Origin of the sequence: Subdoligranulum variabile (assembly GCF_025152575.1) — a bacterium.
GTDB classification, from domain to species: Bacteria; Bacillota; Clostridia; order Oscillospirales; family Ruminococcaceae; genus Gemmiger; species Gemmiger variabilis.
The window spans coordinates 400,626-416,155 of sequence record NZ_CP102293.1 but is presented as its reverse complement, the minus strand read 5'-3'; the positions used below and the strand labels follow the sequence as shown (position 1 = coordinate 416,155).

At 59.8% G+C, this 15,530-nt stretch carries 12 protein-coding genes; 3 read left to right on the top strand and 9 right to left on the bottom strand.

What is annotated here, in order from left to right; translation table 11 throughout:
- Positions 1 to 38: 38 nt before the first annotated feature.
- Positions 39 to 1,328, bottom strand: coding sequence for a chloride channel protein (locus NQ490_RS02025; protein ID WP_007047157.1), 1,290 nt, complete (start codon positions 1,326 to 1,328; stop codon positions 39 to 41).
- Between the two features lie 148 nt (positions 1,329 to 1,476).
- Between NQ490_RS02025 and NQ490_RS02020 the strand changes: the two genes are divergently transcribed.
- Entirely contained in the window at positions 1,477 to 2,616 is a 1,140-nt protein-coding gene (locus NQ490_RS02020) for an ATP-grasp domain-containing protein (protein WP_007047155.1), read from the top strand.
- Between the two features lie 22 nt (positions 2,617 to 2,638).
- Positions 2,639 to 3,592, top strand: coding sequence for a glycosyltransferase family 2 protein (locus NQ490_RS02015; RefSeq protein ID WP_007047154.1), 954 nt, complete (start codon positions 2,639 to 2,641; stop codon positions 3,590 to 3,592).
- A 43-nt stretch (positions 3,593 to 3,635) separates the two neighbouring features.
- On the opposite strand, the gene mfd is transcribed toward NQ490_RS02015, so the two are convergent.
- Genes mfd through NQ490_RS01975 form a run of 8 tightly spaced genes read right to left on the bottom strand, consistent with a single transcriptional unit; the run spans position 3,636 to position 12,456 of the window.
- Positions 3,636 to 7,097, bottom strand: a complete 3,462-nt coding sequence (gene mfd, locus NQ490_RS02010; protein WP_007047153.1) for a transcription-repair coupling factor — start codon at positions 7,095 to 7,097, stop codon at positions 3,636 to 3,638.
- Between the two features lie 6 nt (positions 7,098 to 7,103).
- Entirely contained in the window at positions 7,104 to 7,646 is a 543-nt protein-coding gene (locus NQ490_RS02005) for a hypothetical protein (RefSeq protein ID WP_007047152.1), read from the bottom strand.
- On the bottom strand, positions 7,646 to 9,853 hold the full coding sequence (locus NQ490_RS02000; protein WP_007047151.1) for a DUF3160 domain-containing protein: 2,208 nt from the start codon (positions 9,851 to 9,853) through the stop codon (positions 7,646 to 7,648). The genes NQ490_RS02005 and NQ490_RS02000 overlap by 1 nt, the downstream gene beginning before the upstream one ends.
- Before the next feature lie 41 nt (positions 9,854 to 9,894).
- A complete protein-coding gene (locus tag NQ490_RS01995; RefSeq protein WP_007047150.1) occupies positions 9,895 to 10,413 on the bottom strand; it encodes an SH3 domain-containing protein in 519 nt (172 codons plus the stop codon).
- Positions 10,414 to 10,426: 13 nt separating this feature from the next.
- Positions 10,427 to 11,020: an aminoacyl-tRNA hydrolase gene (gene pth / locus NQ490_RS01990; RefSeq protein WP_007047149.1), complete on the bottom strand. Its 594-nt coding sequence runs from the start codon at positions 11,018 to 11,020 to the stop codon at positions 10,427 to 10,429.
- A gap of 42 nt (positions 11,021 to 11,062) precedes the next feature.
- Entirely contained in the window at positions 11,063 to 11,425 is a 363-nt protein-coding gene (locus NQ490_RS01985; RefSeq protein WP_007047148.1) for a YccF domain-containing protein, read from the bottom strand.
- A gap of 17 nt (positions 11,426 to 11,442) precedes the next feature.
- Positions 11,443 to 11,715, bottom strand: a complete 273-nt coding sequence (locus NQ490_RS01980; protein ID WP_007047147.1) for a hypothetical protein — start codon at positions 11,713 to 11,715, stop codon at positions 11,443 to 11,445.
- A 6-nt stretch (positions 11,716 to 11,721) separates the two neighbouring features.
- Positions 11,722 to 12,456, bottom strand: a complete 735-nt coding sequence (locus tag NQ490_RS01975; protein WP_007047146.1) for a UDP-N-acetylglucosamine diphosphorylase — start codon at positions 12,454 to 12,456, stop codon at positions 11,722 to 11,724.
- 347 nt (positions 12,457 to 12,803) lie between these two features.
- Between NQ490_RS01975 and ppdK the strand changes: the two genes are divergently transcribed.
- Complete coding sequence (gene ppdK / locus NQ490_RS01970) at positions 12,804 to 15,479, top strand: pyruvate, phosphate dikinase (protein ID WP_007047144.1); 2,676 nt, start codon at positions 12,804 to 12,806, stop codon at positions 15,477 to 15,479.
- Positions 15,480 to 15,530 lie beyond the last annotated feature (51 nt).

The following is a 15,530-nucleotide window of genomic DNA, read 5'->3' as shown; positions in this document are numbered from 1 at the left end:
AACGCTTCATTATAGCACGTTCGCCGTCCGGGTACAACTCAATTTTCCTCTTCTGGATCGGTCTCGGCCCAGTGGCCTTCCTGGAACCGCACACTGCCGATGCGCAGTTTGGAGTGCAGGAAATGCTGTTCATGGTAGAGACTGAAATAGCTGGACAGCATGTAGGAAACGGCGCACACCAGCGCGAAGAGCGGCAGGCACTGTCCGCCGAAGACTTCCAGGCCCAGGCAGATGGAGGCCAGGGGGCTGTTGGTACATCCGCAGAAGAGCGCCACCATGCCCAGTGCGGCGCCCAGCGGCGCGGGCAGCCCCAGCAGCGGAGCCACGGCGCAGCCGAAGGTGGCACCGGTGAAGAAGATGGGGACGATCTCGCCGCCCTTGTAGCCGGCGCCCAGAGTCAGAGCGGTAAACAGCATCTTGAGTGCAAAGGCCCAGGGAAGTGCCTGGCCGACCATGGCAGCGGCGATGACCGCACTGCCGGCGCCGTTGTAATCGGTGGTGCCCAGCAGCTTGGTCAGGGCGATGATCAGAAGGCCGCCCACGGCCACCCGCAGATAGGGGTTGGGCAAAAATTTCGTGTACAGCTTGGGGGTGATGTGCAGCAACTCGCAGAATACTATGCTCAGGCCGGCCAGCAGTATACCCAGCACCAGAACCTGTGCAAGGGTGATGGGATTGAGTTCAGCGGTGGCTCCCAGGGTGAAGGCGGTGGGGGCGACACCCAGCTGACCGCTGATCCAGACGCCCAGCAGTGCCGAGACCAGGCAGGGCAGCAGCGCCGCATACTGCATGGAACCTACGTTGACGACCTCGATGGTGAAGACGGTGGCGGCCAGCGGGGTGCCGAAGATGGCGGAGAAGGCACCGGCCATACCGCACATGGTCATCAGGCGGCAATCGTGGCGGTTCAGGCGCAGCAGGCGTCCGAACTGGCCGGAGACGGAGCCGCCCAGCAGCAGCGCTGCGCCTTCCCGGCCGCTGGAACCGCCCAGCAGATGGGTGGTCACGGTGGAGAAAAAGATCAGCGGTGCAGTGCGCAGGGTCAGGACTTTGCGTTCCCGCACGGCGGCAAAGACCTGGTTGGTGGAGCCGCCTCCCTGCGGGTCAAAATGCCGGTAGAGAAAAACGATGACCAGACCGCCCACGGGCAGCAGATAAAGCAGCCAGCCCTGTACATCGCGGGTAGCGTTGGCCCAGCTCAGGGCTAGCCCGAAAGCCGCCCCCAGGGGGCCGGTCAGGCATCCAACCAGAGCGGCCAGCACCAGCCATTTGGCGCAGACCCGCAGATACCGCAGTGTGCTGCGCAGTGCATTGTGCAATGTTTGCATACAGAATCCTCCAATTCATAATCCTTACAATTATACAGTGGCGAAAGACAAAACACAAGATAAACAGTTCTTCCCATTTCAGACGGTCTGTGCTATAATACACGGTAAAAAGGCAGCTTTCGGCTGACGGTGTTTGAGGAAAAAGCAAATGAAAAAACTGGCGATTATCGGCGCGTCCTATCTGCAGGCTCCGCTGATTGAAAAAGCAAAGGAACTGGGCTGCGAGACGCATGTCTTCGCCTGGGCGGCAGACGACGTGGGGGAGAAGATGGCCGACCATTTTTACCCCATCAGCATTGTGGAGAAGGATGCCATCCTGGACAAATGCCGGGAGATCGGCATCGACGGCATCTGTACCATCGCCAGCGACCTGGCGGCCATCACCGTCAACTACGTGGCGGAAGCGATGGGCCTGCCCGGCAACAGCATGCGCTGCTGCGAAAAATCCACCAACAAGCACAAGATGCGGGAAGCCTTTGCGGCGGCGGGGGATCCGTCGCCGCGGTCGGTGCTCATCGGCCCCAAAACCGAACTTTCGGTACTGGAGGGGATGCAGTATCCGCTGATCGTCAAACCCACCGACCGCTCGGGCAGCCGCGGCATCACCGAGGTGAACCGTCCGGCGGGGCTGCAGGCGGCAATCGTCCGTGCACGGGAGCAGAGCTTCGAGAAGATGGCCCTGGTGGAAGAATTCGCCACCGGGCAGGAATACAGTGTGGAATGCATCTCCTGGCAGGGGGAGCACCATCTTCTGCAGATCACCCTGAAATATACCACGGGGGCGCCGATGTACATCGAGACCGGCCATATGGAACCGGCTCCGTTGAGCGATGCCATGCGGGAAAAGGTGCGCAAAACGGTGTTCCATGCGCTGGACACGCTGGAGATCCAAAACGGAGCCTCCCACAGTGAGCTGAAAATCGACGAAAGCGGCAATATCCGTCTCATCGAGATCGGCGGCCGGATGGGCGGCGACTGTATCGGCAGCCATCTGGTGCCGCTGACTACCGGATGGGACTTTGTGCGGATGGTTGTGCAGATCGCCCTGGGGCAGGCTCCGGATCTGACCCGGGGAGCGCATCATGCGGCCTGCGGTGTGCGGTTTGTATTCGGGCCACAGGATCTGGAACTGCGGGAAGCGCTGCGTGCGGCGCCGGGCATTACCATGCTGGAGGAGAGTCCCATTGACCCCATGGACCACATTGTGACGGACTCCTCCACCCGGTTTGGGCATTACATCTTCGCCTCGGAGGATCCGGCACGCATCTGCACCTGGATGGAAAAATAAGAGGAAGGAATCACAGCGTTTCATGCAACTGCTCAGTTTTGTCATTCCCTGTTATCACAGTGCGGCCACGCTGGCGGCGGTCACCCGGCAGATCCGGGAAACCGTCCGGGCGGATGGCCGCTATCAATACGAGATCATACTGGTCAACGACAATCCCGCCGATGATACCTGGCGGGAGATCTGCCGCCTAAAGCAGGAGGACCCTCAGATTTTCGGCATCTGTATGTCCCGCAACTTCGGGCAGGCCTCGGCGCTGATGGCGGGCTACCGCCATGTACACGGGGACATTGTGGTGAGCTTGGATGACGACGGTCAGACGCCTCCCGCCGAGATGTTCCGCCTGATCGACGCCATGGATGAGGACACCGACGTGGTCTATGCCAGCTATCCCTCCAAACACCACAGCGCCTTCCGCAACTTCGGCAGCAAGGTCAACGACTGGATGGCCACCTGGCTCATGGGCAAGCCCAAGGACCTGTATATGGCCAGTTACTATGCGGCGCGACGTTTCATCATCGATGAGATGGTCAAATGCGACAATCCTTTCCCCTATGTGGATGGTCTGGCAGTGCGCTCCACCTGTCGGTTCAAGAACATCCCCATCGACCACCAGGACCGCACGGAGGGGGAGAGCGGCTACACCTTTGCCAAGCTGCTGCGCCTCTGGCTCAACGGCTTCACGGCCTTCTCGGTCAAGCCGCTGCGGGTGGCCACGGTGATGGGCATGGTGTTCTCGCTGGTGGGCTTTCTGTTTGCGGTGATCGTGGTGGTGCGCAAGATCATACTGTTGGATGCCATCGATGCCGGCTGGTCCAGCATTGTGGCCATCGTACTGCTGCTGGACGGCATCCTGATGATGATGCTGGGCCTGGTGGGTGAGTATGTGGGCCGCATGTATATGACGATGAACAAAAGCCCCCAGTACGTCATCCGCACAACAACGGCTGCTGCAGGAACCCCGGAAACGGAACAATGAAAAATCCCGGTCCCTATGGGACCGGGATTTTTGTATGCAAGGGTCAGGAAGCGGTGGGCGTAGCGCCGGGCAGCAGAGTGACCACATCCCGCAGCAGCACCAGCGGGTTCTCGCCCTTCTGGACGCGCAGGCTGAAATAGGGACGCCCCAGCGCGTTGTAGAGTACCCGGTGGGGATACTGCTCCATCACGGCGGCCAGCTGCTGCGGGCCGACCACGTCGGAATACAGGATGAGCAGATCGTTTCGCTGCACGATCTCCACAATCCCCACACGGGCGGCCGTCACACGTACCAGGGATACATCCACGAGTCCCTGCACGCTCTTGGGCGGCGAGCCGTACCGGTCGATGAGTTCGTCCAGCACGTCCTCGGCGTCGGCGGTGGTTTCGATGGCCGCAATGCGTTTGTAGGCTTCGATCCGCCCGGCGGGATCGGGGATATAGTCTTCGGGCAGGTAAGCATCGATGGAGATATCCACCAGACAATCGCTCTTGTCGGGCGGCGGTGTCTCGCCGCGGGCGGTGGCGATGGCCTGCCCCAGCATCTTCACATACAGGTCGTAGCCTACCGCCTCCATATGGCCGTGCTGGCTATGCCCCAGCAGGCTGCCGGCGCCGCGGATCTGCAGATCACGCATGGCGATGCGGAAGCCGGAACCGAAAGCGGTGAATTCCCGGATGGCCGAAAGCCGTTTGGCGGCCACCTCGGTGAGTACCTTGTCCCGGGTGAAGGTGAAATAGGCGTAGGCCTTGCGGGAGGAACGTCCCACGCGGCCTCGCAGCTGATACAGCTGGGAAAGGCCCATGCGGTCCGCATTTTCGATGATCAGGGTATTGCAGTTGCGTACATCGACGCCGGTCTCGATGAGGGTGGTGCAGACCAGCACATCGATCTCGTTGTCCAGCAGCTGCTGCCATACCGAGGAGATCTGTTCCTCGGTCATCTTGCCGTGGGCGATGCCCACACGGGCCCCCGGGACCATCTTGCCGATGCGGGCGGCACACTCGTTGATGGTGTCCACCCGGTTGTGCAGATAATAGACCTGTCCGCCGCGGGCCAGTTCCTTGCGGATGGCCTCCGACACGATGCCCTCGTCGTATTCCAACACATAGGTCTCCACGGGCTGACGCTCAAAGGGCGGCTGTTCAATGGTGCTCATATCCCGGATCCCGGACAACGCCATATTCAGCGTGCGGGGGATGGGGGTAGCCGACAGGGTCAGCATATCCACCCCGATGAAAGCCTCCTTGAGCTTTTCCTTGTGCTTGACGCCGAAACGCTGCTCCTCGTCGATGATGACAAGGCCCAGGTCCCGGAATTTCACGTCATCCGAGAGCAACCGGTGGGTGCCGACGACGATGTCCACGGTGCCGTCCTTGAGACCGCGCAGGGTTTCTTTCTGCTCCTTGCTGCTGCGGTAGCGGGAGAGCAGGCCGATGCGGATGGGGTAGGCCTCCATCCGGGCAATGGCCGTGTTGAAGTGCTGCCAGGCCAGGATGGTGGTGGGAGCCAGAATGGCACATTGCTTGCCGCCCATCACGCATTTGAAGGCAGCGCGCAGGGCTACTTCGGTTTTGCCCACCCCCACGTCGCCGCAGAGCAGCCGGTCCATAGGCCAGGGCTGTTCCATATCGTGCTTGATATCGGCGGCGCAGGTGAGCTGGTCGGGGGTCTCCTCGTAGGCAAAACGCTGCTCAAAATCCCCCTGCCAGGTATCGTCGGCAGGGAAGGCGTATCCTTTGGCCTGTTTGCGGCGGGCATAGAGCTCGATCAGCTCCTTGGCCATGGCCTCGGTGGCGGCACGGACCTTTTTGCGGGTCTTGGCCCAGTCGCTGCCGCCCAAACGGCTCAGCTTTACATTGTCTTTGTCACCCGGTGCCGTGTAGCGGGACAGCAGGTCCAGCTGGGTGACCGGCACATACAGAACGTCCTTCTTGTCGTATTCGATGCGCAGGTAATCCTTGGTGACCCCCTGTACCGCCATCCGCTGGATGCCGGCATAGCGGCCGATACCGTGGTTCTGGTGGACGACCAGGTCACCGGGCGAGATCTCACTTAAGCTGTTCAGCGCATCTTTGTTGCGCTTTTTCTTTTTCTGGGCGGTGCTCACACCGAAAGCACGCGCCGTGAATACTGCGTATTTAGCAAAGGGGAGGCTGCATCCGGCAGAGAGCTGCCCCGGCAGCACCTGCACCAGTCCGGCGGAGGGCGCAGCGGTTTCGTCGGTGGTGACGTTGAGTCCCTTGACCCGCAGGTCGGCAGCCAGGCCTGCGGCGGCACGGGGCGTGCCGGCCAGTACGGTCACGGATGCCCCGCCGTCGCACAGCGGCTGCAGATCTTCCAGCAGATGGGCAACTTCACCGGCCCAGGCGGGCAGCGAATGCGCCGGGGCGTTGACGATCTCTTTCAGGGCGATGTCCGGCATGCTGCGGGCAAAGTTTTCGGCACAGATGGTGCGGCAGCGGGCCGGCTGTGTCCAGAGCCAGGCGGCGTCGGCATAGAGCTTTTCAAGTCCGGCAGCCAGCACTCCGTCGTTGAGCAGAGTGGTAATTTCCTCGCCGCGGCGGTAGGCAGTGGCCCGCTGGGCTTCCCGCAGGGAAGCAGGCTCCTCCAGAATCAACAGCGGATCGTCAAAATAGTCCAGCAGCGTGGCGGGCTCGGGATAGCGGACGGCCAGGTATTTGTCCAGATTCACCGGCACCGCGCCACCATCCAGCTGGGCCAGTTCGGGCGCCATGCAGACTTCCAGCGCTGTGCGTTTTTGGCCCCGCTGTTTTTTCAGGAAAGCACGCAGCAGTGCGGCAGCGTCGGCCGGGGCACCGAAAAGCACCTCCCGGGCCGGGCTGACATAGATCTTTTCCACCGGATCTTCGCGCCGCTGGGTGGTCAGATCAAAGGTGTGCATGGTGTCGATCTCGTCGCCCCAGAATTCCATGCGGACCGGCAGTTTCATATCGGGCGCATAGAGGTCCACGATGTCACCCCGGATGGAAAACTGACCGGGACCATCCACCTGGGTACGGCGGGTATAGCCGGCCCCATGCAGAAGAGAGGTCAGCTCGGTGCGGGGCAGGGAATCACCGGGGCGCAGGGTGCGTGTGTTGGCACAAAAATCGGCTTTGGGGGTGGTGTACTGGGTCAGGGCCTCCTCCGAGACGCAGACCGCCTGCAACCGTCCGCCCACCAGATCGCCCAGAACGCCCAGGCGGCGATATTCGTATTCCCGGGCGGTGCCCTCGATGGGGCGCAGCACGTAATCCCGGGCAGGGAAGACCGCTGCCGGAATTCCCAGCGTGTTGAGGTCCCCGGCAAAGCGGGTGGCCTCGGCTTCCCCGGGCGTCACGATGCAGAGGGGACGTTCCAGCGTGCGGCACAGTGCGGCATAGACCAGCGCCCGGCCGGAACCGGGCAGCCCAAATAAGGCGCATGCCCCTGGTTCGGAGAGCGCATGCGCCAGTTTTTCGTATTCCTTGGTTTTGGTAAAGCAGGAAGTAAACAGTATCATGGCAAGTCATCCCATGTCGGTGCGCACAAGACCCCATTGACCCCATTGCCATAGGGTCTCGTCGCCGTCCGGCGTCAGAATAAACAGTTCATCGGAAGAGTAAACCGACCATCGGGCTACCTCCGGCCGCAGTTGGCTGGACATCCACTGCGGCACGAAGGTGCCCGATGGAGAGTCGTAATCGTAGATAAAAATGTGCTGACTCCAGCGGGTATCGTTGCGTTTGACCCAGAAGGGGCGGCTGGATCCGTAATTGCCACGCCGCCATACCAGAAGCAACAGCTCGGTGCTGCCATCCCGGTCAATATCCATGGCAAGGTAATCCTGTACATGCAGACCGGGGGCACTCTGCCACAGTGTTTTTTCTCCGGCCGCTGCGGTAAAGCGGCTGCCGGTCAACGTCAGTGTGAGGAATGTTCCCTCCGCAAAGGACACTTCTTCTTCATGGGGAGCGCCGCGGGGGAGGAACATGCCACGCGCCCAGAGCAAAGGCAGACAGACCCCTGCCAGCAGCAGCGCATAGAGAAACCAGCCGATTCTTTTCTTCATCAGGCGCCCCGATAGGTATCGGACACCGAAAAGCTGTCAGTCCAGGCGGCGGGGGCGGGACGGTCCTCCCAGTGGAAGTTTCCCTCCTCGTCGGGGGCTCTGCCGGTGGCTACCCACCAGTCCTGATCGGTCATGCGCTGGTCCAGCGGCTGGGTGAACTGGTAGAAGGTGTAAACGGTTCCTACGGCGATGCGCGGCGAGCCGTCCACACTGACGATCACATAGATCGTGCCCACGTCGGTGGCGGTCTGCAGCACAGATCCATTGGGGTCGGTGGCAATGTCGGCCACCAGTGCGGCAGGATGCTCCTGCGGGGTTACAAAGCTCTGGTCGACGGTGGCCACCGTCTCCAGCCAGAAATGTTCCAGCTGTCCGCCAAAACTGCGGATCAGTTCAAACTCTTCGTCACTGGGCAGTTCGTTGCGCAGCTCTTTTTCGGCAATGACCATCAGCTGGTAATTCAGTTCATAGAGTTTATTCAGGTTGTCCCGGGAGGCATCGTCCAGCAGCCCCAGCGATTCCAACCCGTCCGCGGTTGCCTGGGAAAGCGCCGCCAGCCGGCCAAATACTACCGGCTCAGTCTCCACCCAGCCGCGGTCATCGGCTTCCTCGATGCCACCGCCACCGCCCATTTCGGCATAGACCTGCTTGCTGTAGAGAGCGGTATCGTGTTTGAGTTCGGTCCAGCTGCCCAGAAAACTGGTCAGTGATTTGGCGCGCCAGACGTTGGTCTGCATATACTGCGGCCAGCCTTCGCCCCGGGCTTCGGTAAGAGGACGCAAAGTGTTCAGCCAGGCGGCATAGAGGCTGGCATTCCAGACAGAATCCTCTGCCGCAGCCATCCGGGTGCGGATGTCCTCCATCTGGCTGTCGTAATTGGGATAATCGGTATCGCCCTGCTCATGCAGAAGATCCAGCGCGGTATCGGAACCCAGCGCGGCGGGCACGTCCAAAGCGTCGGGAAGCAGACGCTGACGGCCATCGGAACTTTCCTCCACATCGCGGTAGACCAGATTCTGCAGAATGTCGGCGTCCAGTGTATAACGCTGTCCCATGAAGCGATACCCGGCGGTGCTTTCGTCCCGGTCATCCCATTCATAGATCGGCATGGAGTTGATGGAGGCGGGCTGCTGTGTCCGGAGCGATTCGGTGAAGGTTTCAAAGGCGGCTCCGTCACTCGCCAAGGCAGAAAGGTCCGCGTCGGCGCCGAAAGCAGCGTCGATCAACGGCAGATAATCCTGCGCATTGGCGTCGTCGCTGGCACCGGCGAAGAAACAGGTCACGTCATAGATGCGCTGCCAGTTGTCCATGGCACCGCTTTCCCGCAGAGCCAGATTCACAAGCACGGCGCTGCGGGTCTTGTCGGCGTCGGATTGCAGGAAGGCCATCCGCCCGTACCACATCATGGTCTTGAAATAGCGGGTCAGTTCCTCGCTCTCGGTATAGTAGCTGCGGGGAATGTACTGACTGTAATCCTCCTGCGGGCTGCCGTTTTCCTCGCCCCGGTTCATCACCGGGGAGGGCGCGATCCCTGCGGCGTCATTGATGAGCGCCAGTTCCTGGATGGCCTCCTGCGGGAAGGCAGACTGGTCCGCTTCCGGGTCCAGCAGCGCGGTCGCCACGCTGAAGTAGGCTACGTTGCGCTGCGCCGCATTCTCCCAGTCGGTGCCGGCCAGAGTTTCCGCCTGGGCCCGGCTCTGCGCCAGCATGGCGGAAGTCAGCTCCTGCAAAAGGGGCAGCAAATGCTGCTCTTCCACCTGACGCTGCAGATAGAGGAAGTACAGATGATAGGTGTGCAGTGAGGCGTCCACCGTCACAAAATTGGGAGTATAGAGATAACGGTTGGACTCGTAGCGGGGGTAGAACTCATCGATGGGACTGCTGACGACCAGAAAACCGTTCTCCAGCAGCTTGGCCCTGGCTTCGTCATTCCAGTATTCCAGCAGATCGGCGTTGATGACGTTGGAAAAATCCTCGGCCACGGTAAACTCAGGCACGGCGGGGACCAGCGAGGTATCATACAGCACAGGCAGATCGCCCAGCAGACTGGTAGGCCGGGCAGCCGGGGCAGGGGAGGCGGTCGGCGTGGTATCCGGTTGGGATACCGGCGAAGAATCCGTCGGGATGGAGGCGGACGTGGATTGACAGCCGGCACAGACAGCCAGCATGGCAGCGGATAACAGCAGGGATGCAATTCGCTTTTTCATCGGAGCCTTCCTCCTATTCAGTTGTAAAAGTCGGGGAAAAATCAGGCGGCGTTCAGATATTCCTTGGCAAGCCAGCCGTACTGACCTTCATACTGGACCACGACCCAGGTCTCATCGGCGTTGGTGCCCAGGGCGGTGACAGCGGTACCGGCCGGGATCTGAGCCACCTTGTCGAAGTCCGTGCCGGGGCCGGCACGCAGATTCATGTTGGAATCCGGGGTCACGGTAAAGGCCGGCTGTTCGCCCTCGGCGTATACGGTGGTCGGCTGCTCGGACAAGCCGTCAAAGTTTACCGGCGTCGGCTCCGGAGTGGGCTCCGGCGTAGGCTCGACCGCCTCGCTGGAGGAATCCTCGCCCTCGGCGGGAACACTGTCGGTGGCGGCGGAATCCCCGGCAGGGGACTCACCTTCGGCAACGGAGGAGCTCTCCGGCGTGGAAGCGGGCTCTGCACCGCCGTCAAAAGTGCCGGTCAGCAGCAGAAAACAGAACACGATGGTGGCGATGAATACAACAGCGCACAGCAGCAAACGAACCAGTGCTTTTTTGCGAAGAGAGCTCATGGGTCTATCTCCTTTATCGATTGAATTTGTTTTGGGCGTACTGCAAGTTGTCGTCCATCAGCAGCCTGCAGGCTTGTTCAATGTCAGGGTAGCGATCAGTCATCGCCTTGCGGTCTTCCGGCGGGAGCTTGCCCAGCACCCAGACCGCCAGATCGTACTGCGGATTGGGCTTGGCACCGATGCCGATGCGGATGCGGCTGAATTCCTCGGTGCCCAGGCTGGCAATAATACTTTTCAGCCCGTTATGCCCGCCGGCCGACCCGTGGGGGCGGATGCGGAGGTGTCCCGGCTGCTGGGTGATGTCATCGCAGAGTACAATGATGTGGTTGGCCGGGATTTTATAGAAGTTGGCGGTGGGGGCGATGCTCTGCCCGCTGAGGTTCATGTAGGTAAGCGGCTTGAGGAGTACCACTTTATGTTCGCCCACCTGTGTGGTACCGTACAGCCCCTGCCATTTGCTTTTGTTCAGGGGGCACTGCCACTGCTCGGCCAGATAGTCCAGCGCCTCAAATCCGGCGTTGTGACGGGTGCCGTCGTATTTCGGTTCGGGGTTTCCCAGACCGGCAATCAGCCAGTCGGCGCCCGAGAGAGAACTGAAAAAAGACATAAACGAATAAAACGCTCCTTGTTGATCTACTTGTGACGGCCCTCAACCGACGATCCGACTGCCAAAGGGCAGAAGTGCCAGTCGAGCAATTTTGAAATACTGCAGGCCGAACGGGATCCCGATGATGGTAAGACACAAAAGGCAGCCCCACAGGGCGTGACCGACAGCCATGGGCAGACCGGTCACCAGCAGCCAGACGATATTCAGCAGCAGCGACGGAGCACCGCCGCCGTACAGAACTTCTTTTCCAAAGGGAAACAAACTCAGAGAGGCAAATTTAAAGCATTGCAGTCCTACGGGAATCCCAATGACTGTGATGCACCACAGCAGTCCTGCGGCTGCCCAGCACAGGGCACTGAGCCATCCGCCCAGCAGAAACCACACAAGATTTCCGAGAAACCTCATGGAAAATCCTTTCTGCCTTACAGGCTGTGCAGCCGTCCCTGCAGCGCCAGTTGGGCCTTGTCCCAATCGGCCTTTTTTACAAAGATCTGATATTCAATACTGCGGTCGGTCCGTTCTCCCACCGCGTACATCGTGCCGGTACGGCGGGAGGCACTGCTGAAATTCACGGTACGGGTACGGCAGGCAATGCCCTCCTTTTGCAGCAGGTGCAGCGCCGTGCCGTATTGCGGGGCATCAAAGGTGCACAATGCTTCCTTCCAGCCCAGAAGGGTCAGCCAGATGGATGTCATGGAACATCAGCCCTTTCGCTTGTCAGCCTCCAGCTTCTGCTTTTTGGCAATATATTTTTCCAGCTTGTGTTCGCCCCAGCCGTCAACGTTAGCCTGTTTGGCCCGCTCGATGCCCAGCGCCCCGGCGGGCACATCCTTACCAATGGTGGAACCGGCGGCGGTGAAAGCGTGATCGCCCACCGTGACCGGTGCGACCAGATTGGTGTTGCAGCCAATGAAGACGTAATCCCCGATGGTGGTGTGGAATTTCCCCTCTCCGTCGTAGTTGCAGGTGACCGTGCCGCAGCCGAAGTTGCAGTACTTACCCACGGTGGCATCCCCGATGTAGGTCAGGTGGCTGACGGTGTTGCCCTCGGCAAAGTCAGCGTTCTTGGTCTCCACATAGGCGCCCAGGTGGCAGCCCTCGGCAGTTTTGGTGCCGGTGCGCAGATGGGTGAAGGGACCGATTTTGTTGTTGGGGCCGATGTGGCTCTGATAGCACTGGCTGGCGTTGATAGAAGAACCTTCCTCTACCACCGTATCTTCCAGCAGGGTGTTGGGGCCGATGACACAGCCCGCACCGATGACGGTCTTGCCTCGCAGAATGCAGCCGGGCAGAATGGTGGCCCCCGGCGCGATCTCCACTTCCGGATCAATGTAGACGTCGCGGCTGATGAATTCCACGCCGTTATTCAGATGGCGCTCGAAGGCAGCGGCATAGCGCTGCTGCGCCAGTTCAAAATTTTCTTTGGCGGTAGACATAGAAATCCCCCTTATTAATATGAAATACCTTATTACTGGTATTGTACCCCAGACAGCCTGATTTCGCAACCCGAAAAAAGGCCCGGAAGACAGGAAAAATCCAAAGGAAACAAAAGTAACAAAAAAAGCGGAGTAAGGAACAAATTCCGAACTTTCCGCCCAGTATATTTTACACGTTTTTTGTGCAAATTGCAATACCCTGGGGAGAAAAGTTTGGTGGTTTTTCAGCCAAAGTATTGAGCAGTTTTTTAACAATCCACTGGAAATTCGTTTTAGGGTCTGTTATAATGGACTGTGCAAACACGAAACGTTGTATGCAAACACGTTACCGTTTTTGGGAGGTTAGTATGAGCAAGAAATTCTTGTACCTGTTCAAAGAGGGCCATGACGCCTTCGGCGGCGACCAGACCACCATGAAGAACATTCTGGGTGGCAAGGGCGCCGGCCTGGCCGAGATGACCCACGCCGGCATGCCGGTTCCGCAGGGCTTCACCATCACCACCGAAGCCTGCACCCAGTACTATGCCGACAACCGCGAGATCAACGAAGAGATCAAAGCGGACATCTTCAAATACATGGGCATTTTGGAGGAGCAGACCGGCAAGACCTTCGGCTCCGTGGACAACCCGCTGCTGGTTTCCGTCCGTTCCGGTGCCCGTCAGTCCATGCCCGGCATGATGGATACCATCCTGAACCTGGGCCTGAACGACCAGGCTGTTGAGGGCCTGGCCAAGAAGACCGACAACCCCCGTTTTGCTTATGACTGCTACCGCCGCTTCATCCAGATGTACTCTGACGTCGTCATGGAGTTGGGCAAGAGCTTCTTCGAGGAGCGCATCGACGCCATGAAGGAGCGCAAGGGAGTGAAGCAGGACGTCGAGCTGACTGCCGATGACCTGAAGGAACTCGTCAAGGAGTTCAAGCAGATCTACCGCGAGAAGCAGGGCAGCGAGTTCCCGCAGGATCCGAAGGAACAGCTGATCGGCGCCGTGAAGGCCGTCTTCCGTTCCTGGGACAACCCCCGCGCCAACGTTTATCGTAAGATGAACGAGATCCCCTACGAGTGGGGCACTGCCGTCAACGTCCAGCAGATGGCGTTCGGCAACTCCGGCATGCGTTCCGGTACTGGCGTTGCTTTCACCCGTAACCCCGCTACTGGCGAGAAGAAGCTGATGGGCGAGTACCTGATCAACGCTCAGGGCGAAGACGTCGTGGCCGGTATCCGTACTCCTTCTCCCATCAGCAAGCTGCATGAGGAGATGCCCGAGGTTTACGATCAGTTCGTTGAGATCGCTACCCGCCTCGAGAACTACTACAAGGATATGCAGGACATGGAGTTCACCATCGAGGATGGCAAGCTCTTCATGCTGCAGACCCGTAACGGCAAGCGTACCGCCCAGGCTGCTCTGCAGATTGCCTGCGACCTGGTGGACGAGGGTGTCATCAGCGAGCAGACTGCTGTTCTGCGCGTGGAGCCCAAGCAGCTGGATACCCTGCTGCATCCCCAGTTTGACGCTGCTGCTCTGAAGGCTGCCGAGGCAATCGGCAAGGGCCTGGCTGCTTCTCCGGGATCTGCCTGCGGCCGTGTCGTCTTCTCTGCGGAAGACGCCGAAGAGAAGGTCAAGGACGAAGCCTGGAAGAAGGTCGTCCTGGTCCGTCTCGAGACCAGCCCCGAGGATATCGTCGGTATGCAGGTCTCTCAGGGCATCCTGACCGTCCGTGGCGGTATGACCAGCCACGCCGCCGTTGTCGCTCGTGGCATGGGCACCTGCTGTGTTTCCGGCTGCGGCAACGACAACGATGTCGTCATTGACTATGACGCCAAGACCATCACCATCAACGGCCACCTCTTCCATGAGGGCGACTGGATGAGCATTGATGGCTCCACTGGTAACATCTACGAGGGCCAGATCGCCACTGTGGCTTCCACCGAGAACGCCAACTTCAAGCGCTTCATGGGCTGGGCTGACGCTGCCCGTCAGATGAAGGTCCTGACCAACGCCGATAACCCGCGCGACGCTCAGAACGCCGTTGATATGGGTGCTGAAGGCATCGGTCTGTGCCGTACCGAGCATATGTTCTTCGCTGAGGACCGCATCAAGGCTGTCCGTGAGATGATCTGCGCCCGTACGGTTGAGGAGCGCAAGACTGCTCTGGCCAAGGTCGAGCCCTACCAGGAGGCCGACTTTACTGCCATGTACCGCATCATGGGCGACCGTCCGATGACCATCCGTTATCTGGATCCGCCGCTGCATGAGTTCCTGCCCACCAAGCCCGAGGAGATCGAGGCTCTGGCCAAGGACATGGGTATGACCACCGAAGAGCTGAACAACGTGGTTGTCAGCCTGCACGAGTTCAACCCCATGATGGGCCATCGTGGCTGCCGTCTGTGCGTTACCTATCCGGAAATCGCCGAGATGCAGACCAACGCCGTCATCAAGGCTGCCCTGAAGGTCAGCGCTGAGACCGGTAAGATGATCACCCCGCACATCATGATTCCTCTGGTTGGCGAGGTCAAAGAGCTCAAGTACGTCAAGGATGTCGTTGTCAAGACTGCCGACAAGCTCATCGCTGAGGCCGGTGTTGACATGAAGTACCAGATTGGTACCATGATCGAGATCCCGCGTGCCGCTCTGACCGCCGGCCAGATCGCCAAGGAAGCCGACTTCTTCAGCTTCGGCACCAATGACCTGACCCAGATGACCTTCGGCTTCAGCCGTGACGACGCTGCCAAGTTCCTGACTGCCTACTACGACACCAAGATCTACGAGAGCGATCCGTTCCAGCATCTCGATCAGGTTGGCGTTGGCAAGCTGATCAAGATGGCTGCCCACGACGGCCGCGAGACGAACCCCAACCTGGGTCTCGGCATCTGCGGCGAGCATGGCGGCGACCCCTCCAGCGTCGAGTTCTGCCACAATGTTGGTCTGGACTACGTCAGCTGCTCTCCGTACCGTGTGCCTATCGCTCGTCTGGCTGCTGCTCAGGCCGCTATTAAAGCACCCCGTGCGATGAAGGACTAATCGCATTATAGCGACGAGAACTTTTAACTAATTGAACAGGCGCACCGCTTT